This window comes from Streptomyces sp. NBC_00448, assembly GCF_036014115.1.
GTDB lineage: Bacteria > Actinomycetota > Actinomycetes > Streptomycetales > Streptomycetaceae > Actinacidiphila.
In genome coordinates, this window is record NZ_CP107913.1 from 884,734 (window position 1) to 901,187 (window position 16,454).

Annotated in this window: 17 protein-coding genes; 13 read left to right on the forward strand and 4 right to left on the reverse strand. The window is 73.2% G+C overall.

All coding sequences use genetic code 11. The features are described 5' to 3' along the window. Positions 1-19 precede the first annotated feature (19 nt). The 4 genes from OG370_RS03820 (at position 20) to OG370_RS03835 (ending at position 4,892) form a co-directional block, all read left to right on the forward strand. Positions 20-784, forward strand: coding sequence for a carbohydrate ABC transporter permease (locus OG370_RS03820; protein ID WP_328473758.1), 765 nt, complete (start codon positions 20-22; stop codon positions 782-784). Between the two features lie 160 nt (positions 785-944). Continuing rightward, entirely contained in the window at positions 945-3,221 is a 2,277-nt protein-coding gene (gene yicI, locus OG370_RS03825; RefSeq protein WP_328460579.1) for an alpha-xylosidase, read from the forward strand. Positions 3,222-3,260: 39 nt separating this feature from the next. Beyond that, on the forward strand, positions 3,261-4,277 hold the full coding sequence (locus OG370_RS03830) for a LacI family DNA-binding transcriptional regulator (RefSeq protein ID WP_328460580.1): 1,017 nt from the start codon (positions 3,261-3,263) through the stop codon (positions 4,275-4,277). A 12-nt stretch (positions 4,278-4,289) separates the two neighbouring features. Continuing rightward, positions 4,290-4,892, forward strand: coding sequence for a hypothetical protein (locus OG370_RS03835; RefSeq protein WP_328460581.1), 603 nt, complete (start codon positions 4,290-4,292; stop codon positions 4,890-4,892). Positions 4,893-4,894: 2 nt separating this feature from the next. Here the strand turns inward: OG370_RS03835 and OG370_RS03840 are convergent, their stop codons facing one another. Continuing rightward, the gene (locus OG370_RS03840; RefSeq protein WP_328460582.1) at positions 4,895-5,884 is read right to left on the reverse strand and encodes a helix-turn-helix transcriptional regulator; all 990 of its coding nucleotides are present in this window, start codon (positions 5,882-5,884) and stop codon (positions 4,895-4,897) included. Between the two features lie 107 nt (positions 5,885-5,991). Between OG370_RS03840 and OG370_RS03845 the strand changes: the two genes are divergently transcribed. The 6 genes from OG370_RS03845 to OG370_RS03870 all read left to right on the forward strand — a co-directional run bounded on the left by OG370_RS03845 (position 5,992) and on the right by OG370_RS03870 (position 10,949). After that, positions 5,992-6,726: an alpha/beta fold hydrolase gene (locus OG370_RS03845; protein ID WP_328460584.1), complete on the forward strand. Its 735-nt coding sequence runs from the start codon at positions 5,992-5,994 to the stop codon at positions 6,724-6,726. Between the two features lie 153 nt (positions 6,727-6,879). Next, entirely contained in the window at positions 6,880-7,659 is a 780-nt protein-coding gene (locus tag OG370_RS03850) for an aminoglycoside adenylyltransferase family protein (RefSeq protein WP_328460586.1), read from the forward strand. 173 nt (positions 7,660-7,832) lie between these two features. Then, a complete protein-coding gene (locus tag OG370_RS03855; RefSeq protein ID WP_328460588.1) occupies positions 7,833-9,182 on the forward strand; it encodes an MFS transporter in 1,350 nt (449 codons plus the stop codon). Between the two features lie 34 nt (positions 9,183-9,216). Beyond that, complete coding sequence (locus OG370_RS03860) at positions 9,217-9,822, forward strand: GrpB family protein (RefSeq protein ID WP_328460590.1); 606 nt, start codon at positions 9,217-9,219, stop codon at positions 9,820-9,822. A gap of 97 nt (positions 9,823-9,919) precedes the next feature. Then, a complete protein-coding gene (locus OG370_RS03865) occupies positions 9,920-10,324 on the forward strand; it encodes a nuclear transport factor 2 family protein (RefSeq protein ID WP_328460592.1) in 405 nt (134 codons plus the stop codon). 199 nt (positions 10,325-10,523) lie between these two features. Beyond that, positions 10,524-10,949 (forward strand): hypothetical protein, encoded by a 426-nt coding sequence (locus OG370_RS03870; protein WP_328460594.1) that lies wholly within the window; start codon positions 10,524-10,526, stop codon positions 10,947-10,949. Positions 10,950-11,128: 179 nt separating this feature from the next. On the opposite strand, the gene OG370_RS03875 is transcribed toward OG370_RS03870, so the two are convergent. The 3 genes from OG370_RS03875 to OG370_RS03885 form a co-directional block, all read right to left on the reverse strand. Beyond that, positions 11,129-11,656, reverse strand: a complete 528-nt coding sequence (locus OG370_RS03875) for a flavodoxin domain-containing protein (protein WP_328460596.1) — start codon at positions 11,654-11,656, stop codon at positions 11,129-11,131. A 69-nt stretch (positions 11,657-11,725) separates the two neighbouring features. Beyond that, positions 11,726-12,253: a hypothetical protein gene (locus tag OG370_RS03880; protein WP_328460598.1), complete on the reverse strand. Its 528-nt coding sequence runs from the start codon at positions 12,251-12,253 to the stop codon at positions 11,726-11,728. Between the two features lie 50 nt (positions 12,254-12,303). Continuing rightward, a complete protein-coding gene (locus tag OG370_RS03885; protein ID WP_328473760.1) occupies positions 12,304-13,095 on the reverse strand; it encodes an ArsR/SmtB family transcription factor in 792 nt (263 codons plus the stop codon). 248 nt (positions 13,096-13,343) lie between these two features. Between OG370_RS03885 and OG370_RS03890 the strand changes: the two genes are divergently transcribed. The 3 genes from OG370_RS03890 to OG370_RS03900 all read left to right on the forward strand — a co-directional run bounded on the left by OG370_RS03890 (position 13,344) and on the right by OG370_RS03900 (position 16,427). Further along, complete coding sequence (locus OG370_RS03890) at positions 13,344-14,150, forward strand: SAM-dependent methyltransferase (protein WP_328460600.1); 807 nt, start codon at positions 13,344-13,346, stop codon at positions 14,148-14,150. Positions 14,151-14,328: 178 nt separating this feature from the next. Further along, the gene (locus OG370_RS03895) at positions 14,329-15,729 is read left to right on the forward strand and encodes a sensor histidine kinase (RefSeq protein WP_328460602.1); all 1,401 of its coding nucleotides are present in this window, start codon (positions 14,329-14,331) and stop codon (positions 15,727-15,729) included. Positions 15,730-15,782: 53 nt separating this feature from the next. Next, positions 15,783-16,427, forward strand: coding sequence for a response regulator transcription factor (locus OG370_RS03900; protein WP_328473762.1), 645 nt, complete (start codon positions 15,783-15,785; stop codon positions 16,425-16,427). The last annotated feature ends 27 nt before the right edge of the window (positions 16,428-16,454 follow it).

Genomic DNA, 16,454 nt, shown 5'->3' on the forward strand with positions numbered 1-16,454 from the left:
CGCCCTGGGCGCCGTCTTCATGGTGCTGCCCCTGCTGATCGTGCTGAACAACGCGCTGAAGTCGCCCGGCGACTACTCCGCCCACGGCCCGCTCGCCTTGCCGCACGGGATCTACCTGGACGGCCTGAAGAGCTTCTGGACCCGGGTGGACTTCGGCCGGGTGCTCCTCAACTCCACGCTGATCTCAGGGTCGGTGGCCCTGGCGGGCGTCCTGCTGTCGGTCCTCAACGCCTACGCGATCGGCATCGGCCGGATCAGGGGCCGCGCCTGGATACTCGCCTCCTTCGTGCTGGCGAACGTCCTGCCGCAGGAGGCCCTGGTCTATCCGCTCTACTACCTGTCCAAGCAACTCGGCCTGTACGACACCCGGTTGAGCCTGGTCATCGTCTTCAGCGTCATCCAGTCGGCGTTCGGCACCTACCTGCTGTCGTCGGTGCTGGGCGCCTTCCCCCGGGAGATCATCGAGGCGGCCCGGATCGACGGCGCCAACAGCTGGCAGGTGCTGTGGCGGATCGTGGTACCGGTCAGCCGGTCCACGCTCGGCGTCCTGATGGTGTTCTTCTTCATCTGGACCTGGAACGAGTTCCTGCTGCCGCTGGTCCTGCTGCCGTCGAACGACAACCAGACGGTGTCGGTCGCCCTCGGGGTGCTCCAGGGACAGCGGTTGATGGACGCGACGATGACGAACGCGGCCGGCCTGCTCGGCGCGCTGCCCGCCATCGCCTTCTTCCTGGTCTTCCAGCGGACGCTGACCCGCGGCATCGCCGTGGGCGCGGTCAAGTGAGGCGAGGGGCCGCCCGGCGCCGCCCGCGGCCCCCGCCCTCCGCAGCACCCCGCCACCTCCCGCTCCACCCCGCCCCACACCACCTTCGCCGTATCACCCCAGCCTGCCCCGCCCCACCTTGCCCCGCGTGCGGGTGGCCCTACCAGGAGAGGCCCTGACGATGAAGTTCACCGACGGATACTGGCTGCTGCGCGAGGGGGTCACGGCCGCCTACCCGGCCCAGGTGCTCGACGCCACCGCCGGCCAGGGCACGTTGACCGTCCACGCGCCCACCCAGCCCGTCCGGCACCGCGGCGACCTGCTCAAGGGCCCGCTCGTCACCGTCGACTGCACCGCGCCGATGCCGGACGTGATCGGCGTCCGCGTCACGCACTTCGACGGCGGGCACCCCAAGAGCCCGCGGTTCACGGTCGCCGGCGCCGACCACGATCCCGTCGCCGCCGTCTCCGACGGAGAAGCCACCCTCACCTCGGGCGCGTTGAGCGTGCGCTTCGGCAAGGGCGAGGAGTGGACGATGGACTTTCTCGCCGGCGGCCGCACCCTGACCGGCAGCGGCCGGAAGTCCATGGGCTTCATGGAGACCGCCGACGGCCACCACCACGTCCGCGAGCAGCTCCGGCTCGCCGTCGGCACCAGCGTCTACGGACTCGGCGAGCGGTTCGGGCCGCTGGTCAAGAACGGCCAGAGCGTCGACATGTGGAACGCCGACGGCGGCACCAGCAGCGAGCAGTCCTACAAGAACATCCCGTTCTACCTCACCGACGCCGGCTACGGCGTCTTCGTCGACGACCCGGGCCGGGTCTCCTTCGAGGTCGCCTCGGAGCAGGTCTCCCGGGTCGGCTTCAGCATCGAGGGCCAGCAGCTCCAGTACTACGTCATCCACGGACCGACCCCCAAGGAGATCCTGCGCAAGTACACCGCCCTGACCGGCCGTCCGGCGCTCCCGCCGGCCTGGTCCTTCGGCCTGTGGCTCACCACCTCCTTCACCACCTCCTACGACGAGCCGACCGTCACCGGCTTCGTCGAGGGCATGGCGGAACGCGAACTGCCGCTGTCCGTCTTCCACTTCGACTGCTTCTGGATGCGCGAGTTCAACTGGTGCGACTTCGTCTGGGACCCGCGGGTCTTCCCCGACCCGGAGGGGATGCTGCGCCGGCTGAAGGAGCGCGGGCTACGGATCTCGCTGTGGATCAACCCCTACATCGCCCAGCGCTCCCCGCTGTTCGCCGAGGGCAAGGCGGGCGGCTACCTGCTCAAGCGGCCCGACGGCAGCGTCTGGCAGTGGGACCTGTGGCAACCCGGCATGGCGCTGGTGGACTTCACCAACCCCGACGCGCGCGCCTGGTACGCCGGCAAGCTGGAGACGCTGCTGGCGATGGGCGTCGACTGCTTCAAGACGGACTTCGGCGAGCGGGTCCCCACCGACGTCGCCTACTTCGACGGCTCCGACCCCGAACGCATGCACAACTACTACGCGTTCCTGTACAACCGGACCGTCTTCGACGTGCTGCGCGAGCACCGCGGCGACGCGGAGGCCGTGGTGTTCGCCCGCTCGGCGTCGGCCGGCAGCCAGCAGTTCCCGGTGCACTGGGGCGGCGACTGCGAGTCGACCTGGGTGTCCATGGCCGAGTCGCTGCGCGGCGGGCTCTCGCTGGGCCTGTCCGGCTTCGGCTTCTGGAGCCACGACATCGGCGGCTTCGAAGGGCGGCCGGACCCGGGGCTGTTCAAACGCTGGATCGCCTTCGGCATGCTCTCCTCGCACAGCCGTCTGCACGGCTCGTCCTCCTACCGGGCGCCGTGGCTGTTCGACGAGGAGGCGGTGGACGTGCTGCGCGCCTTCACCCGGCTCAAGCACCGCCTGATGCCGTACCTCTACCAGGCCGCCCACCAGGCGCACTCCGACGGCGTCCCGGTGATGCGCGCGATGGTGCTGGAGTTCCCCGACGACCCCGGGTGCACCCACCTGGAGCGGCAGTACATGCTGGGCGGCGACCTGCTGGTGGCGCCGGTGCTCTCCCCCACCGGCGAGGTGTCGTACTACGTGCCCGACGGCACCTGGACGCACTTCGGCACCGGCGAGCAGGTCACCGGGCCGCGCTGGGTGCACGAGACACACGGCTACCTCAGCGTCCCGCTGCTGGTGCGCCCCGGCGCCGTCGTCCCGGTCGCCGCGGCCGACGACCGTCCGGACCGGGTCTGGGCCGACGACATGACGCTGCGGGTGTTCCGGCCGGCCGACGGCGAACGCCGGACGGTGCGCGTGCCGCGCCCGGACGGCGGCGCCGCGGTCGAGGTCACCGTCGTCCGGGACGGGGACGCGCTGCGGGCCGAGACCACCGACGCGTCGCTGCCGTGGGGCGTGGAGGTGGTGGGAGGGCCCTCGGCCCGGGCCGCGGCCGGAACGGGTAATCTCGCCATCGATCTGTCCGGCTTCTGATGGAAGCCCGCAGGGTGGGCCGCCGGCCGAGGGAGCGCCATGGTCAAGATCACTGACGTCGCGGCGCACGCGGGCGTCTCGCCGAGCACCGTCAGCTACGCGCTCAGCGGCAAGCGCCCGATCTCCCAGGAGACGCGGCTGCGGATCGAGCAGAGCATCCGCGAGTTGGGGTACCGGCCGCACGCCGGCGCCCGTTCACTGGCCAGCAGCCGGGCCCGGGTGCTCGCACTCGTGCTGCCGCTGCGCAAGGGCATGCACCTGCCGGTGGTCATGCAGTTCGCGACGTCGGTGGTCACCGCGGCGCGGGACTACGACCACGACGTGCTCCTCCTCACCCAGAGCGAGGGTGAGGAGGGGCTGGTCCGGGTCTCCGGAAGCGCCATGGCGGACGCCTTCGTCATCATGGACGTGGAGTTGGACGACCGCCGGCTGCCGCTGCTGCGCACCTTGGACCAGCCGTCGGTGCTGATCGGCTACCCGGCCGACCCGACCGGTCTGACCTGCGTCGACCTCGACTTCCAGCAGGCCGCCGAGGCGTGCGTCGACCATCTGGCCGCGCTCGGGCACCGCCGGGTCGCCCTGATCGGCTCGCACCCCGAGGTCTACGTCCGCGAGACCGGGTTCGCGCGGCGGGTGGCCACCGGGTTCACGGCGGCCGCCGACCGGCACGGCCTGCTCTCCTCCATCCACCCCTGCGTCGACACCCCGGTCGCGGCCCGCACCCTCGCCGAGCGGCTGGTGCGGGAACAGCCCGACCTCACCGGCATCGTGGTCCACAACGAACCGATCGTGCACCCGCTCATCGACGCGCTCACCGCACTCGGGCTGCGCATCCCCCAGGACATCTCGGTCGCCGCGATCTGCCCCGACGAGATCGCCGAACCGGCCGCGACCCCGATCACGTCCGTCTCCATCCCCACCGCCCAGGTCGGCGCCCGCGCGGTCGACCTCCTGATGTCCAAACTCCAGGGCCACGAAGTCCCCGAGACCACCATCCTCCCCACCCACCTCACCCCCCGCGCCACCACGGCCCCGCCCCCAGCCGCGACCCTGTGAGACGGTGCCGGGGTGATCACCGTCGTCGAAGGGCCGAGCGCCGCGGGCAAGAGCACCCACGTCGGCGCGTTCCGGCCGACGCTGGTGGTCGGCGAGCACCCGGGCCACGTCACGCCGGACGCGACGGCAAGCCTTGAGGAGCAGAGCCACTTCTGGGTCCGGCAGAACGAGGCACGCTGGGCCCTGGCGCTGCGCACGGAGGCCGCGCACGGACTTGCCGTGTGCGACACGGACCCGTTGAAGCTGCACTACGCCTGGACCCTGGCGCGCGCCGGACAGACGTCGGCGGCGGACGAGTTCGCACGCCAACTGCGCCTGACGCGGGGGGCGATCACCCGACGCCGCCTCGGCGTCGCCGACCTCGTCGCGTGTGTCGTGCCCTCCGAGGCCGCGCTGCGGGAGCGCCGGGCCGGCGACACCACTAGGCGCCGTCGCCACTTCGCGTCGCATGTCCGGCTGGCCGGCCCCCTCGCGGAGTGGTACGCCGCGCTGGAGGCCACCGACCCCGGGCGCGTGATCCGGCACTGGCCGGAGGAGACCCACCCGCCCGAGCGGCGCGGCCGCTACGACGTGGATCTCTTCGACGCCTGGATGGCACGGCTCCCGCGCCTCTGAGGTCACGGGGTACCGCAGCGGTGCGACGGGAACTCCGGCGGTCGGTCGGCGGCCGCGGTGAGCTGACGTGCCAAGTCCCTGAGGGATTGGCGTAGTTCGTCCGGACTGTGGACGGTGAAGGGCCATTCCAGGGAGGCGAGGAGCCGGGCCATGCCGTCGAGGCGGTCCGCCCGGGCACGCATCAGGACACCGTCGGGTCGGGGCGTGAGAGTGGCGGTGCCGTTCGGCAGCCGACGCGCGAGCTCACCGAGGGGGCCGTCGACGAGGACTTCGACCTGCCAGCGGTAGGGCGCCTGCGCAAGGGTGGCGGTGAGGTGGGCGACCGGGTCGAAGCCCGCGGGCGGGATGAAGGTCGCGTCTCGGGGTGCGACGGAGGCGATCCGGTCGATACGGAAGGTGCGCAGGGCGCCGCGGAGGTGGTCATGGCCGATGACGTACCAGCGCGCGTCGTGGAAGACCACGCCGTAGGGATCGAGGACGCGTTCGCTGTGTTCCTGGCGCCAGGACCGGTAGCGCAGAGCGACGCCGTGGCGGGAGCGGGACGCCTGAGCCAGGGCCAACAGGACCCCCGTTTCGGGGAGTCGCGCGGTGACGGTGCCGGCGGTGAACGACAGGGCGTCGCGCATGGCGGCGAGCGGTTCCCGCACCGTCTGCGGCAGCACGCGCTCGATCTTGGCCAGAGCGCCGGCGCCGGCCGGGGCGGTGCCGCTCATGCCCAGCCGTTCTCCCGCGAGCAGGCCCAGGACGACCGCGAGGGCCTCGTCATTGGTGAGCACCAGGGGCGGCATCCGGTAGCCGCGGGCCAGCCGGTAGCCACCGTAACGGCCGCGCTCGGACTCCACCGGAATGCCCAACTCCCGCAGATGCGCCGCGTATCGGCGCACGGTGCGGACGTCGGTGCCCAGCCGGTCCGCGAGTTGGGGGCCGGTGAGTCCCGGGTGGGTCTGGAGGAGTTCGAGCAGGGCGAGCACACGCGTCAGAGGGTGAGACATGGATCACTCGCAAAAGCAGGGCGGGAACTGTCCTGCATCGACCCTACGCTCCGTCCACCACCACGGATTCCACCACGGATTCCACCACCTCGAACGGGAGAAGACCCATGGCTACCTTCGTACTCGTACCCGGCGCCTGGCTGGGCGCCTGGGCCTGGGAGGGCACCACCCGCGCGCTGCGCGAACGGGGCCACACGGTGCTGCCGGTGACGCTGACGGGACTCGGCGAACGCGTCGGCGAGGCGACTCCGGAGACGAACCTGGACACCCACATCGACGACATCGTCGCGGCCGTCGACCAGCACGGCCTGCACGATGTCACCCTGGTGGCGCACAGTTACGCCGCTGCGCCCGTCACCGGGGCCGCCGGGCGCCTGGGATCGCGGCTGGAGCGTCTGATCCATCTCGACAGCGCCCCGCTCGCCGAGGGCATGCGCATGCTGGACCTCATGCCGCCGCAGGTGGCCGAGCAGTTGAGCAAAGAGGTCGCCGACCACGGGGAGGGGTGGCGACTGCCGCTGCCGCGCTTCGAGGCTCTCAGCTCGTTCGGCAGCCTGGAGGGACTCGGCGAGGACCAGCGCCACCTCATGCGCGCGCAGGCGGTTCCCCAGCCGTTCGGCACCTACGAGCAGCGGCTCACCGGTTCCGTCGCCGTCGGCCCCGAGGTGGACCGTGTCCTCGTCGCCTGCGACGACTTCAGGACGCTGCTGGAAGCCGGGGTGCCGATGCTGGCGTTCCTCGACCAGCCGCCGTGGCGACGAGTCGACATTTCTACGGGGCACTGGCCCATGCTGTCCGCCGCCACCGAACTCGCCGAGGTCCTCCACACGGCCATCTCCTGACGCTCGCGGGCCCGCGAGCCCGCGGCGCGTCCGACGCCGACGCGGCACGTGCTCCGCCCGCTGGACGCCTGGAGCCGGCGACGGCCGGCGGAGATCCACCGGCAGACCCTTAATCCTGTGTGATCGGGCCGGGTCAGCGGGGAGACTGGTGGAGTGGATCAGACGAAGGAGATCGTGGCGCTGGTCGGGCGCGTGCTGGGGCCGGCCGTCGTCGGCAGCTACCTGCACGGTTCCGCCACCCTCGGCGGTCTCCGCCCGGCCGGCGACGTGGACGTGCTGGTCGTCTCCCGGCGGCGGACGGCCGAGCCGGAGCGGCGGGCCCTGCTCGACGGCCTGCTCGGGATCTCCGGGTCCCCGAACGGCGCCCGCCCGGTCGAACTCACCGTGGTCGTCCACTCCGAGGTCACCCCGTGGCGCCCCGCGCCGACCTGCGACTTCCAGTACGGCGAGTGGCTGCGCGCCGCGTACCTGGCCGGGCAGGTGCCCCGGCCGGAGCCGATGCCCGATCTCGCGCTGCTGATCAGCATGGCGCTCGCCGGCGGCCGGGCCCTCACCGGTCCGCACCCCGCGCGGGTCCTCGACCCGGTCCCGCACACCGACCTGGTCCGGGCGGGCGTGGCCGGCATCCCCGGCCTCATCGACGACTTGGCGGCCGACACCCGCAACGTGCCGCTGACCTTCGCCCGTATCTGGACCACGCTCGGCACCGGCGAGATCCGGTCGAAGGACGCCGCCGCCGACTGGGCGCTGGCGCGTCTCCCGCCCGAACACCACCCCGTCCTCGAACACGCCCGGCAGCTCTACCTCGACCGCACGTACGCCGAGGAGAGGTGGAGCCCGACGCTGCGGGCGCGGGCCCGGCCGCACGTGGACCATGTGCGCGGCGAGATCGACCGGTTGCGTACCAGGGCCCCGCGCATCCAGCGGACCTAGCGGTCCTAGCGGACGGGAAAGCGCGCGCCCCGGGGGGCGGAATCCCGACCCCCGCGCCGTTTTCCGCACGTCAGAACCCGGCCAGGTCCCCGCCGCCGGCTGCTACGGTTGGCCCGCTGGCCAGCAGGGGAACCGCGGCAGCCCGACCACCATCCGCAACGGAGTCGCCACCCATGCCGTCCACTCCCGCCCTCGCCGTGCCCTCGCCCGCGCAGATACGCGGTGCCGTCCGGGGCACGTACATCGCCTTCACCGGTTGCGGTCTCGCGTTCGCGAGTTGGGCCTCGCGAATTCCGCAGGTCCGCGACCACCTCCACCTCTCCCCCGCGCGGCTCGGCCTCGTGCTGCTCGCCATCGCCGCGGGCTCGCTGATCGCGCTGCCGATGGCCGGGCCGGTCATCCACCGCATCGGCACCAGGCGCACGGTCGCGGGCATGTCGGTGCTGCTGTCCGCGGGGCTGGCCACCGTCGCCGTCGGGTACCCCAGCGGCCCGATCCCGGTGGTGGCCGGGCTGTTCCTGCTCGGCTTCGCCACCGGCGCGTGGGACGTGGCGATGAACGTGCACGGGGCGCTGGTCGAGAAGCACCTCGGCCGGTCGATCATGTCCCGCTTCCACGCCGGCTACAGCCTCGGTACGGTCGCGGGCGCGCTGATCGGCGCGGGGATGGTCGCCCTCCATGTGCCGGTCACCGCACACCTGTTGCTGGCCGCGGCGGCGGTCGCGGTGGCCGTCCCCTGGGGGACCCGCGGCTTCGTGTCCGACCGCTCCCCGGTCGAGGAGCCGTCCGGAGAGCGTTCCGGCGAGCCCGCCCCCGCCGCGCGCAGCGCCCTGGCGGCATGGCGCGAACCCCGTACGCTGCTGATCGGCGTCTTCGTGCTCGCCTTCGCCTTCGCCGAGGGCACCGGGAACGACTGGATCGGGATCGCCACCATCGACGGCTACGGCACCTCGGCGCTGGTCGGCACCCTCGCGTTCGCCGCGTTCCTGTCCACGATGACGCTCGGCCGCTGGTTCGGGCCCACGCTGCTCGACCGCCACGGCCGGGTCCCCGTCATCCGCGTGCTGGCCGTGCTCGGCATCGCGGGCACGGTGCTGTTCGTGTTCGCCCCCGCGACGCCGCTGGCGTTCGTCGGCGCGGTGCTGTGGGGACTCGGTGTCTCGCTGGGCTTTCCGGTCGGCATGAGCGCGGGGGCCGACGAGCCGCAGTACGCCGCCGGCCGGGTCAGTGTCATCGCGTCCATCGGCTACTGTGCGTTCCTCGCGGGCCCGCCCTCGATCGGTCTGCTCGCCGACCACATCACCATCCTGCGGGCGCTCACCTCCGTCGCCGTCCTCCTCGGTATCGCCGCGGCGATCACCGCGGCCGTCACCCCGCCGCAGGGCGTCGTGGCCTCCTCGCCCGCGCAGCCCGAACAGCCCGAACAGGTCGCGCAGCCCGGGCAGCCCGAACAGCCTGAACAGGTCGCGCAGTCCGCGCAGCCCGGGCAGGTCGCCGACAGCGACAGCGCGGCCGCTTCGTAAAGGGCCGCCGGCCGCCCTCCCTACACTGGGTCGCATGCCCGAAGACGTGACGCTCGCCCCGATCGTGGTCGAACCCGACCCCACCTGGCAGGCGCGGGGACTCGCCCTCGCCGACGAACTGCGTACCGTGCTCGGGCCGTCGGCGCGGTACGCCGAGCACATCGGCAGCACCGCGATCCCCGGCATGGCCGCCAAACCGGTCTTCGACCTGCAGGTCACCGTCGACGATCTGCGGGCGGCGGAGCGCGCGTTCGACCGGCCCCTGGCCGACCGGGGTTTCCAGCGGTCCCCCTACCAGCACGACCACGTTCCCGCCGGGCTCGACGACGACCGGGAGCACTGGACGAAGCGACAGTGGTCACGGCGCGGCACCGCGGGCGAGGACGTCAATCTGCACGTCCGCCTCTTCGGAGCCCCCAACGAGCGGCTGGCCCTGCTGTTCCGCGACTGGTTCCGGGCCCACCCGGAGGCGGTCCCCGGCTATGCCCGCTTCAAGAGCGTGCTCGCCGGCACCGTGAACGACGTCGGCACCTACGCCGACGTCAAGGACCCCGTGGTCGACCTCGTCATCGCGGTCGCCGAGTCCTGGGCCACCGCGAACGGTTGGACCCCGCACGCCGACGCGAGCCCTGGAGCGTAGGGGCCGAACGAAGGACTCCCGGCCCCGCCCCCGCCCGCCGCCGCACCTGACGCGGCCGGGAGCGCCTAGCCTGGCAGCACCCCGGAAAGGTGGTGCCATGGATGCCGACTCCCTGATCAGGGCGGCGATCGAGGAGCACTGGCGCGCCTCGGAGCGCGGCGACATCGAAGCCGAGCACGCCCTCTACGCCACCGACGCGATCCTCGACTACCCGCAGTCGGGTGAGCGGTTCCGGGGCCGCGCGACGATCGCGGCGCAACGCGGCGGGCACCCGGCCGACCGGCACTTCACCGTCCGACGGATCACCGGCCACGCCGAGTTGTGGGTGAGCGAGTGCACCATCACCTACGACGGTGTGCCGTCGTACGCGGTGAGCGTCATGCAGTTCGCCGACCGGCAGGTGGTGCACGAGACGCAGTACTTCGCCGCCCCCTTCCGCGCAGCGGCCGGGCGGATCGCGCTCGCCGAGCCGATGCCGGGCCGGACCATCGACGGCGCCTGATCCCGGGCGACGGGTAAAGCGGGTAAAGGTCCTCGGGCCCTGCATATGCCGCGACCTGCCGCTATGCGATATATGAGGCGCTGGTGCGCCGGTTGCCGCCCGGCCTGGGATGCGGGCGGACATCGCGCGTGTGACGTTGGTGAAGGCGATCACAAAGTCGCCGTCCCAGGAGAACTCGTCAACCCGATGGGGATTCGTCATGCGCAACACGTTCCGCATACGTCCTGGCCGTGCGATGGCGGCCGGCGTCCTGTCCGTGGGCCTCGTCGCGGGAGGCGCCGCGAGCGCCGTCGCCGCTCCGTCCCACGCGGCGAAGGCACCCGCCTCGACCGCGGCGGCCGCCTCGATCACCGCGCAGGCGAGCCCGACCACGGTGAAGACCGGCGCCAAGGTGACCTTCACCGGCCAGGCCAAGGGACTGAAGTCCGGAGCGACGGTGACGCTCAAGCGCGAGGTCAACAGCAAGTGGCAGACGGTCACCAGCTCCGGCAAGCCCGTCCAGGTGCAGCTCAAGAACAACGGGCCGTACACGCTCAGCACCCACCCCAGCTCCAAGGGCACGTGGCACTACCGGGTGACCTCCGGGAACGTCCACTCTCCGACGGTGAACGTCACGGTCAACTGACGCACCGGAACTGACGCACCATCAGCGTCGGTCCCGCGAACCGGTGGCGCCGAGGGCCGCACCCAGGGCCGGCCCGCCCCGGCATCGCGGACCACGCGCCCCGCCCCCGCCCGGAACCCGTGCAGGGGCGGGTCGCGTGGTCGCGGCCCTCCACCCGCGGGGCGCTCCCACCCGCCGGGCTACACCCGCGCGGGCGGGGTGTCCGCCCCGGCGAGCAGCTCGTCGGCGATGTGGTCGGCCCAGCGCACGATCCGGTCGCGGTCGCGGAAGTCCCCGCCCTTGCCCTGGGCCAGGAGCTGGCGGGCCACGAGACCGCCGGCCCCCTCCGCGAGCCTGCCGCCGAAGGTGACGTGCTCCGCGCTGTCGACCCGCTCGGCGAGCCGGGCCACCCGCTCGACCGGCGGGATCTCCCGCACCCCGGCGGCCCCGTCCAGCGGACCGCTGCTGAACAGCCACACCGGCACCTTCAGCAGCTCGTGCCGATGCCGCCGGACGAAGCGGACGGCGTCGCGCAGCCAGCGCCTCTCGTACAGTCCCGAGCCGAGGACGACGGCGGTGTAGTACGAGCAGTCGGGCGTTCCCCGCGCGGCCCGCACCTCGACCTCCAGGCCGCGCTCCCGCAGCCGCGCGCCGATCCACTCCGCGATCTGCGCGGTCGATCCGTTCTTCGACGCATAGGCGACGAGGACCCGATGGTCTGCGCCCATGAGCGTTCACCTCGTCCGGTCGCGCTGCCCGGTGCCTCCGCTTCCGTACGCCCCTCGTTCCGTACGCCTCTAGTTCATCATCGAACAATCGGGCTCGCGGCGCGACCGCGGCAGCAGCGCCAGGAGCTGTGCGGTGTGGCCGGGCAGTTCCGCTTCCGCCAGACCCGTGACGAGGTCCCTGAGCGGCATCGGCCGGTCGACCAGGAGCGTGCCGTTGGACAGCAGCAACGTGGGGACCGGCGTGTCGAGTTCGGCCTCACCGAGAGCGGGACCGGCGAGCGCGCACAGGGCGTCCGCTTGGTGGCGGACGCGGTCCCGCAGCCCCTCGTTGCCGCCGGCGCGCGCGATGGTGCGCGCGAGGGTCCAGGGGTCGAGCGCGACGCGGTTGTCGTAGGTCGCGCTCGACCCGGCGGCGACCAGGGCGAGGGCGGCGAGGGTCGCGGCGTTGACGAGGGTGACGTGCGCGAGGATCTGGTCGGCGTTCCACTCGCCGGCCGGCGGCACGGAACCGGCGTCGGCGTCGGCGGAGTCCGCCACGGTGGCGGCCGCGTCCAGCAGCGCGCGGTAGGCGTCCCGCAGCGGGGTGGTGTCCATCATGTCCGCTTCCTTCGGTCGGTTCGGGCGGCGGGCGGTCGGTGCGGGCCGGGTCAGGCGTGTCCGCCGGAGGACATCTCCCAGGGGGCCTGAGGCAGCACGTCGCCGGTTTCGAGCAGCGACTTGAGGTTCGCCAGCACGGCCGGCCAGCCCTGCGAGATCCCCTTGCGCATGTCCTCGTCGGGCAGCTTCTCGTGGGTCACGGTGAGGCGGACGATGTCCTCGTGCGGCTCGACGAGGAAGGTGACGACCGAGGGCTCCCTCGTGGTCCGGGCGTCGGGGAGGTCCTCGAAGGTGATGACCAGGCGCGTCGGGGGCTCCGCCTCGATCACCTGGCCGACGACGTCGACGGCGCCTGACCCGTCGGTCCGCCGGTGCTCCCAGGGCGAGCCGGGCTGCCAGTCCGAGACGTTGGCGTGGCCCCAGTAGCGCGCCGTGAGGTCCGCGTCCGTCAGGGCCCGCCACACGTGCTCGGCGCTCGCGCGGATGTAGGTGACGTAGACATAGGTCGGCACGGTCGTGGGTGCGTCGTTCATGGCGTACTCCTCTGCTCGGTTCCTGATGGCGCTGATCGCTTGCAGGCGGGGCCGGTCGAACCCCGAGATCCAGCGCTCCTCGATCTCGTGGATCGGCGTCGGGTCCAGGTAGTGCAGCCGCTCCCGTCCGCGTCGCACGACGGTCACGAGGCCGGCCCGGACCAGGACGTCGAGGTGCTGCGTCGCCGACTGGCGTGCCATGTCCAGCCGCTCGCACAGCTCGCCCAGCGTCTGGCCGTTCTGCTCGCGCAGCCGGTCCAGCAGCAGGCGCCGGGTCGGGTCGGCCAGTGCTTTGAACACCGCGTCCATCGCTCTCGGGAAGCTCACCCTCCCATTATGCAGGTATTCACCTGCATAATGCCAGCCGCGACCGCCGCCGCGCCCCGCACCACCCGCGAGCCCGGCCGCGCGGCGGCGGGCGACGCCCCACCCCCCGCCCGCCCGGTGCGGTCGCCCCGATACCCCAAGACACCACCCAGGTCGACTTCCTGACGTATCGTCAGGGCAGAACTCCCTGCCCCTCCGTCCCCGCCCGCCGACCACCGAGGACACCGCGGATGACCACCGACATGCCCTATGCCACCGGCAGCACGTGGGACCGGATCGAACGCGCGCTGCTGGCCGCCGGGCACCCGCCCGGCGGCTCCCTGAGCCCGTCCGACCTCGACTTCCTGGAGGAGTTCCACCTCCTCGGCCGCCTCGCGACCGACTCCCTGGTCCGGCTCGCGGAGGTGACCGCCGGGGACCGGGTGCTCGACGCGGGCAGCGGCGTGGGCGGCACCGCGCGCCATCTCGCGGGGCAGGTCGGCTGCCCGGTGGCCACCGTGGACCTCACCCCCGAGTACTGCGACACCGCCCGCCGGCTCAACGCGCGGACGGGCCTGGGCGACCTGATCGACGTCCGCGAGGGCGACGTGCTCGACCTGCCGTTCCCCGACGGCGCGTTCGACGTCGTCGTCAGCCAGCACGTCCAGATGAACATCGCCGACAAGGCGCGGCTGTACGCCGAGGCGTCCCGGGTCCTGGCGCCGGGCGGCCGGCTGGCGCTGTGGGACGTGGTGGCCGGCCCCGTCCGCCCGCTGCGCTTCCCCGTGATGTGGGCCGAGCGCCCGGAACTGAGCCACCTGGTGACCCCGGAGGTCCTGCGGCAGATCGTGCGGGCGGCCAGGTTCGAGGTCCGCGCGTGGAACGACCTGACGGCGGACTCGGCGGCGTTCACGCGCGCGCTCCTGGCCGAGCCGCTGCCCCCGCTCGGGCTGCAGGTGTACGTCCCGGACTTCGAGCGGAAGCTGGAGACGTATCTCGACAACCTGGAGCAGGACCGGGCCCGACTCCTCCAGGCGGTACTCGTCAGAACCGGCTGAGCCGCGGCCGACCGAGCCGAAGCCGGCCGGCAACTCCGGCTGCCGCCCGGGCCGCGTGGGCCGTGTGAGCCGTGTGAGCTGCGTGAGCCGTGCGGGCCCGTGTGAGCCGCCTGGTCAGCGCCGCGTCCGCGGCCCCGTGGACGGACCGGGCGGCTGCGCGCTTGGTTAGGCTGCGGCCATGACCGAGTCGTTCCCCGCTGCGGTTCGGGGCTGGTGGCGGCCGGGCGGCCGGTATCTCCTGCGTACCGGGCGCCGCGCGCTCGTGGAGTCGTCGTACCTGCTCACCGCGCCCGTGGCCGCCGCGGCCGGCCTGCTGCTGGTGCTGGGCGGCCTGGGTGTCCGGGCCGCCGGTGCGCTGCTGCCGGGCGGGCCGCGGGTTCCGGCGTGGGCACTGGCACCGGTGCGGTGGTTCGCCGACGTGGAACGGTGGCGGATCGCCGCGGTCCGCCCTCTCCCCGCCGGGGCGCGGCGCACGGGCGCGGGACCGGGACCGGGGCCGGGGCCGAAGGTGTCCGGGCCGAGGAGGTTCCGGCAGAAGGAGGCCGCGCCGAAGCAGACGGCCGCCGGAGCCGACCCGGGGCTGTGGCTGGAGGTGGCGCACCCGGTGGTCGTGCTCCCGCTCGCCCTGGTCACCGCGGCCGTCACGGCACTGTGGTGGTTCGTCGGCGTCAGCGGCGCCACGGCCGCGCTGCGCTACCAGTACGCGCCCTCCGGGTCGCAGCACATGCGGCCCATGTCCCTGTACGCGGGCAGCGACCGCTCGCATGTCGCGTTGAGCCTGGGGCTGGCGTCACCGGCCGAGCGGGCCGCGTTCGGGACCGCGCTCGGCGTCCTGGTGCTGGTCACCCTGCCGCTGCTGACGCGGGCGTGCGTCGCCGCCCAGACCGGGCTCGGGCGGTCGCTGCTGTCCGGCGCGACCGCGGTGCGCCGCCGGATCAGCGGGCTGGAGCAGGAACGCGACACCGCGCGCGCCCAGACCGTCGCCGCGGTGACGGCCGAGGCGAGCGCGCTGCGCCGGCTCGAACGCGACATCCACGACGGGCCGCAACAGCGACTGGTGCTGCTGGCCATGGAGTTGGGCCGCGCCCAGCGCCACCTCGACAGCCGGCCGGAGGCGGTCAGGGCGGCGCTCGCCGACGCGATCGTCCAGACCCAGGAGGCGCTGGAGGAGCTGCGCGGCCTCTCGCGCGGCATCGCCCCGCCGATCCTCGTCGACCGCGGCCTGCGCGAGGCGCTCACCGCGCTGGCCGCGCGCTCCACCGTCCCGGTCGAGATCGACGCCGAACCGCTGGAGCGCCGGCTGGACGCCGCCGTCGAGACGGCCGCGTACTTCGTGGTCGCCGAGGCGCTGACCAACGTGGCCAAGCACAGCCACGCCGGCCGGTGCACGGTCGGGCTGCGCTACGCTGCGGGCGTCCTGCGGGTCCGGGTGACGGACGACGGAGCGGGTGGCGCGGCACTGGACAAGGGGCACGGGTTGCGGGGACTGGACGACCGGCTGCACGCGGTCGGCGGCCGGCTGCGGATCAGCAGCCCCGAGGGCGGCCCGACCACGGTGACCGCGGAGCTGCCGTGCTGACCCCGTACGGGACGGCGCCCGTACCGCCGCTGGAAGGCGCCGCCCGCGACCCGCTGCGGATCGTGGTGGCCGACGACGCGGTGCTGCTGCGCGAGGGCCTGGTCCGCCTGCTCGCCGAGGACGGCCACGAGGTGGTGGCCGCGGTCGGCGACGGCCCCACCCTGGTCGAGGCCGTGCTGCGGCACCGCCCCGACGTCTCGGTCGTCGACGTGCGGATGCCGCCCACCCACACCGACGAGGGCCTGCGCGCGGCGATCACCGCCCGCTCGCAACTACCCGGCGCCCCCATGCTGGTGCTCAGCCAGTACGTGGAGGCGTCCTACGCCGCCGACCTGCTGGCGGACGGGGCCGGCGCGGTCGGCTATCTCCTGAAGGACCGGGTCGCCCGGGTCGAGGAGTTCCTGGACGGACTGGCCCGGGTCGCCCGCGGTGCGACGGTCCTCGATCCGCAGGTCGTCGCGCAGTTGCTGACCGGGCGGCGCCGCGAGAGCGCCCTCGCGCGGCTGACCGCCCGCGAACGGGAGATCCTGGCGCTGATCGCCGAGGGCCACTCCAACGCGGCCATCGCCCGGCGGCTGGTGGTCTCCGCCAGCGCGGTCGAGAAGCACATCGGCAACGTCTTCACCAAGCTCGGGCTGCCGCCCGACGACGCCCGGCACCGGCGGGTGCTCGCCGTCCTCGCCTACCTCAGGGCCTGACCGCCGCACGGGGGTGGGGCCAGCCAC

Coding starts and splice junctions, on each gene's coding strand:
- OG370_RS03820 (WP_328473758.1), top strand. CDS start 20: ATGGTGCTGCCCCTGCTGATCGTGCTGAACAACGCGCTGAAGTCGCCC.
- yicI (WP_328460579.1), top strand. CDS start 945: ATGAAGTTCACCGACGGATACTGGCTGCTGCGCGAGGGGGTCACGGCC.
- OG370_RS03830 (WP_328460580.1), top strand. CDS start 3,261: ATGGTCAAGATCACTGACGTCGCGGCGCACGCGGGCGTCTCGCCGAGC.
- OG370_RS03840 (WP_328460582.1), bottom strand. CDS start 5,884: ATGTCTCACCCTCTGACGCGTGTGCTCGCCCTGCTCGAACTCCTCCAG.
- OG370_RS03845 (WP_328460584.1), top strand. CDS start 5,992: ATGGCTACCTTCGTACTCGTACCCGGCGCCTGGCTGGGCGCCTGGGCC.
- OG370_RS03855 (WP_328460588.1), top strand. CDS start 7,833: ATGCCGTCCACTCCCGCCCTCGCCGTGCCCTCGCCCGCGCAGATACGC.
- OG370_RS03860 (WP_328460590.1), top strand. CDS start 9,217: ATGCCCGAAGACGTGACGCTCGCCCCGATCGTGGTCGAACCCGACCCC.
- OG370_RS03865 (WP_328460592.1), top strand. CDS start 9,920: ATGGATGCCGACTCCCTGATCAGGGCGGCGATCGAGGAGCACTGGCGC.
- OG370_RS03870 (WP_328460594.1), top strand. CDS start 10,524: ATGCGCAACACGTTCCGCATACGTCCTGGCCGTGCGATGGCGGCCGGC.
- OG370_RS03875 (WP_328460596.1), bottom strand. CDS start 11,656: ATGGGCGCAGACCATCGGGTCCTCGTCGCCTATGCGTCGAAGAACGGA.
- OG370_RS03880 (WP_328460598.1), bottom strand. CDS start 12,253: ATGATGGACACCACCCCGCTGCGGGACGCCTACCGCGCGCTGCTGGAC.
- OG370_RS03885 (WP_328473760.1), bottom strand. CDS start 13,095: ATGGACGCGGTGTTCAAAGCACTGGCCGACCCGACCCGGCGCCTGCTG.
- OG370_RS03890 (WP_328460600.1), top strand. CDS start 13,344: ATGACCACCGACATGCCCTATGCCACCGGCAGCACGTGGGACCGGATC.
- OG370_RS03895 (WP_328460602.1), top strand. CDS start 14,329: ATGACCGAGTCGTTCCCCGCTGCGGTTCGGGGCTGGTGGCGGCCGGGC.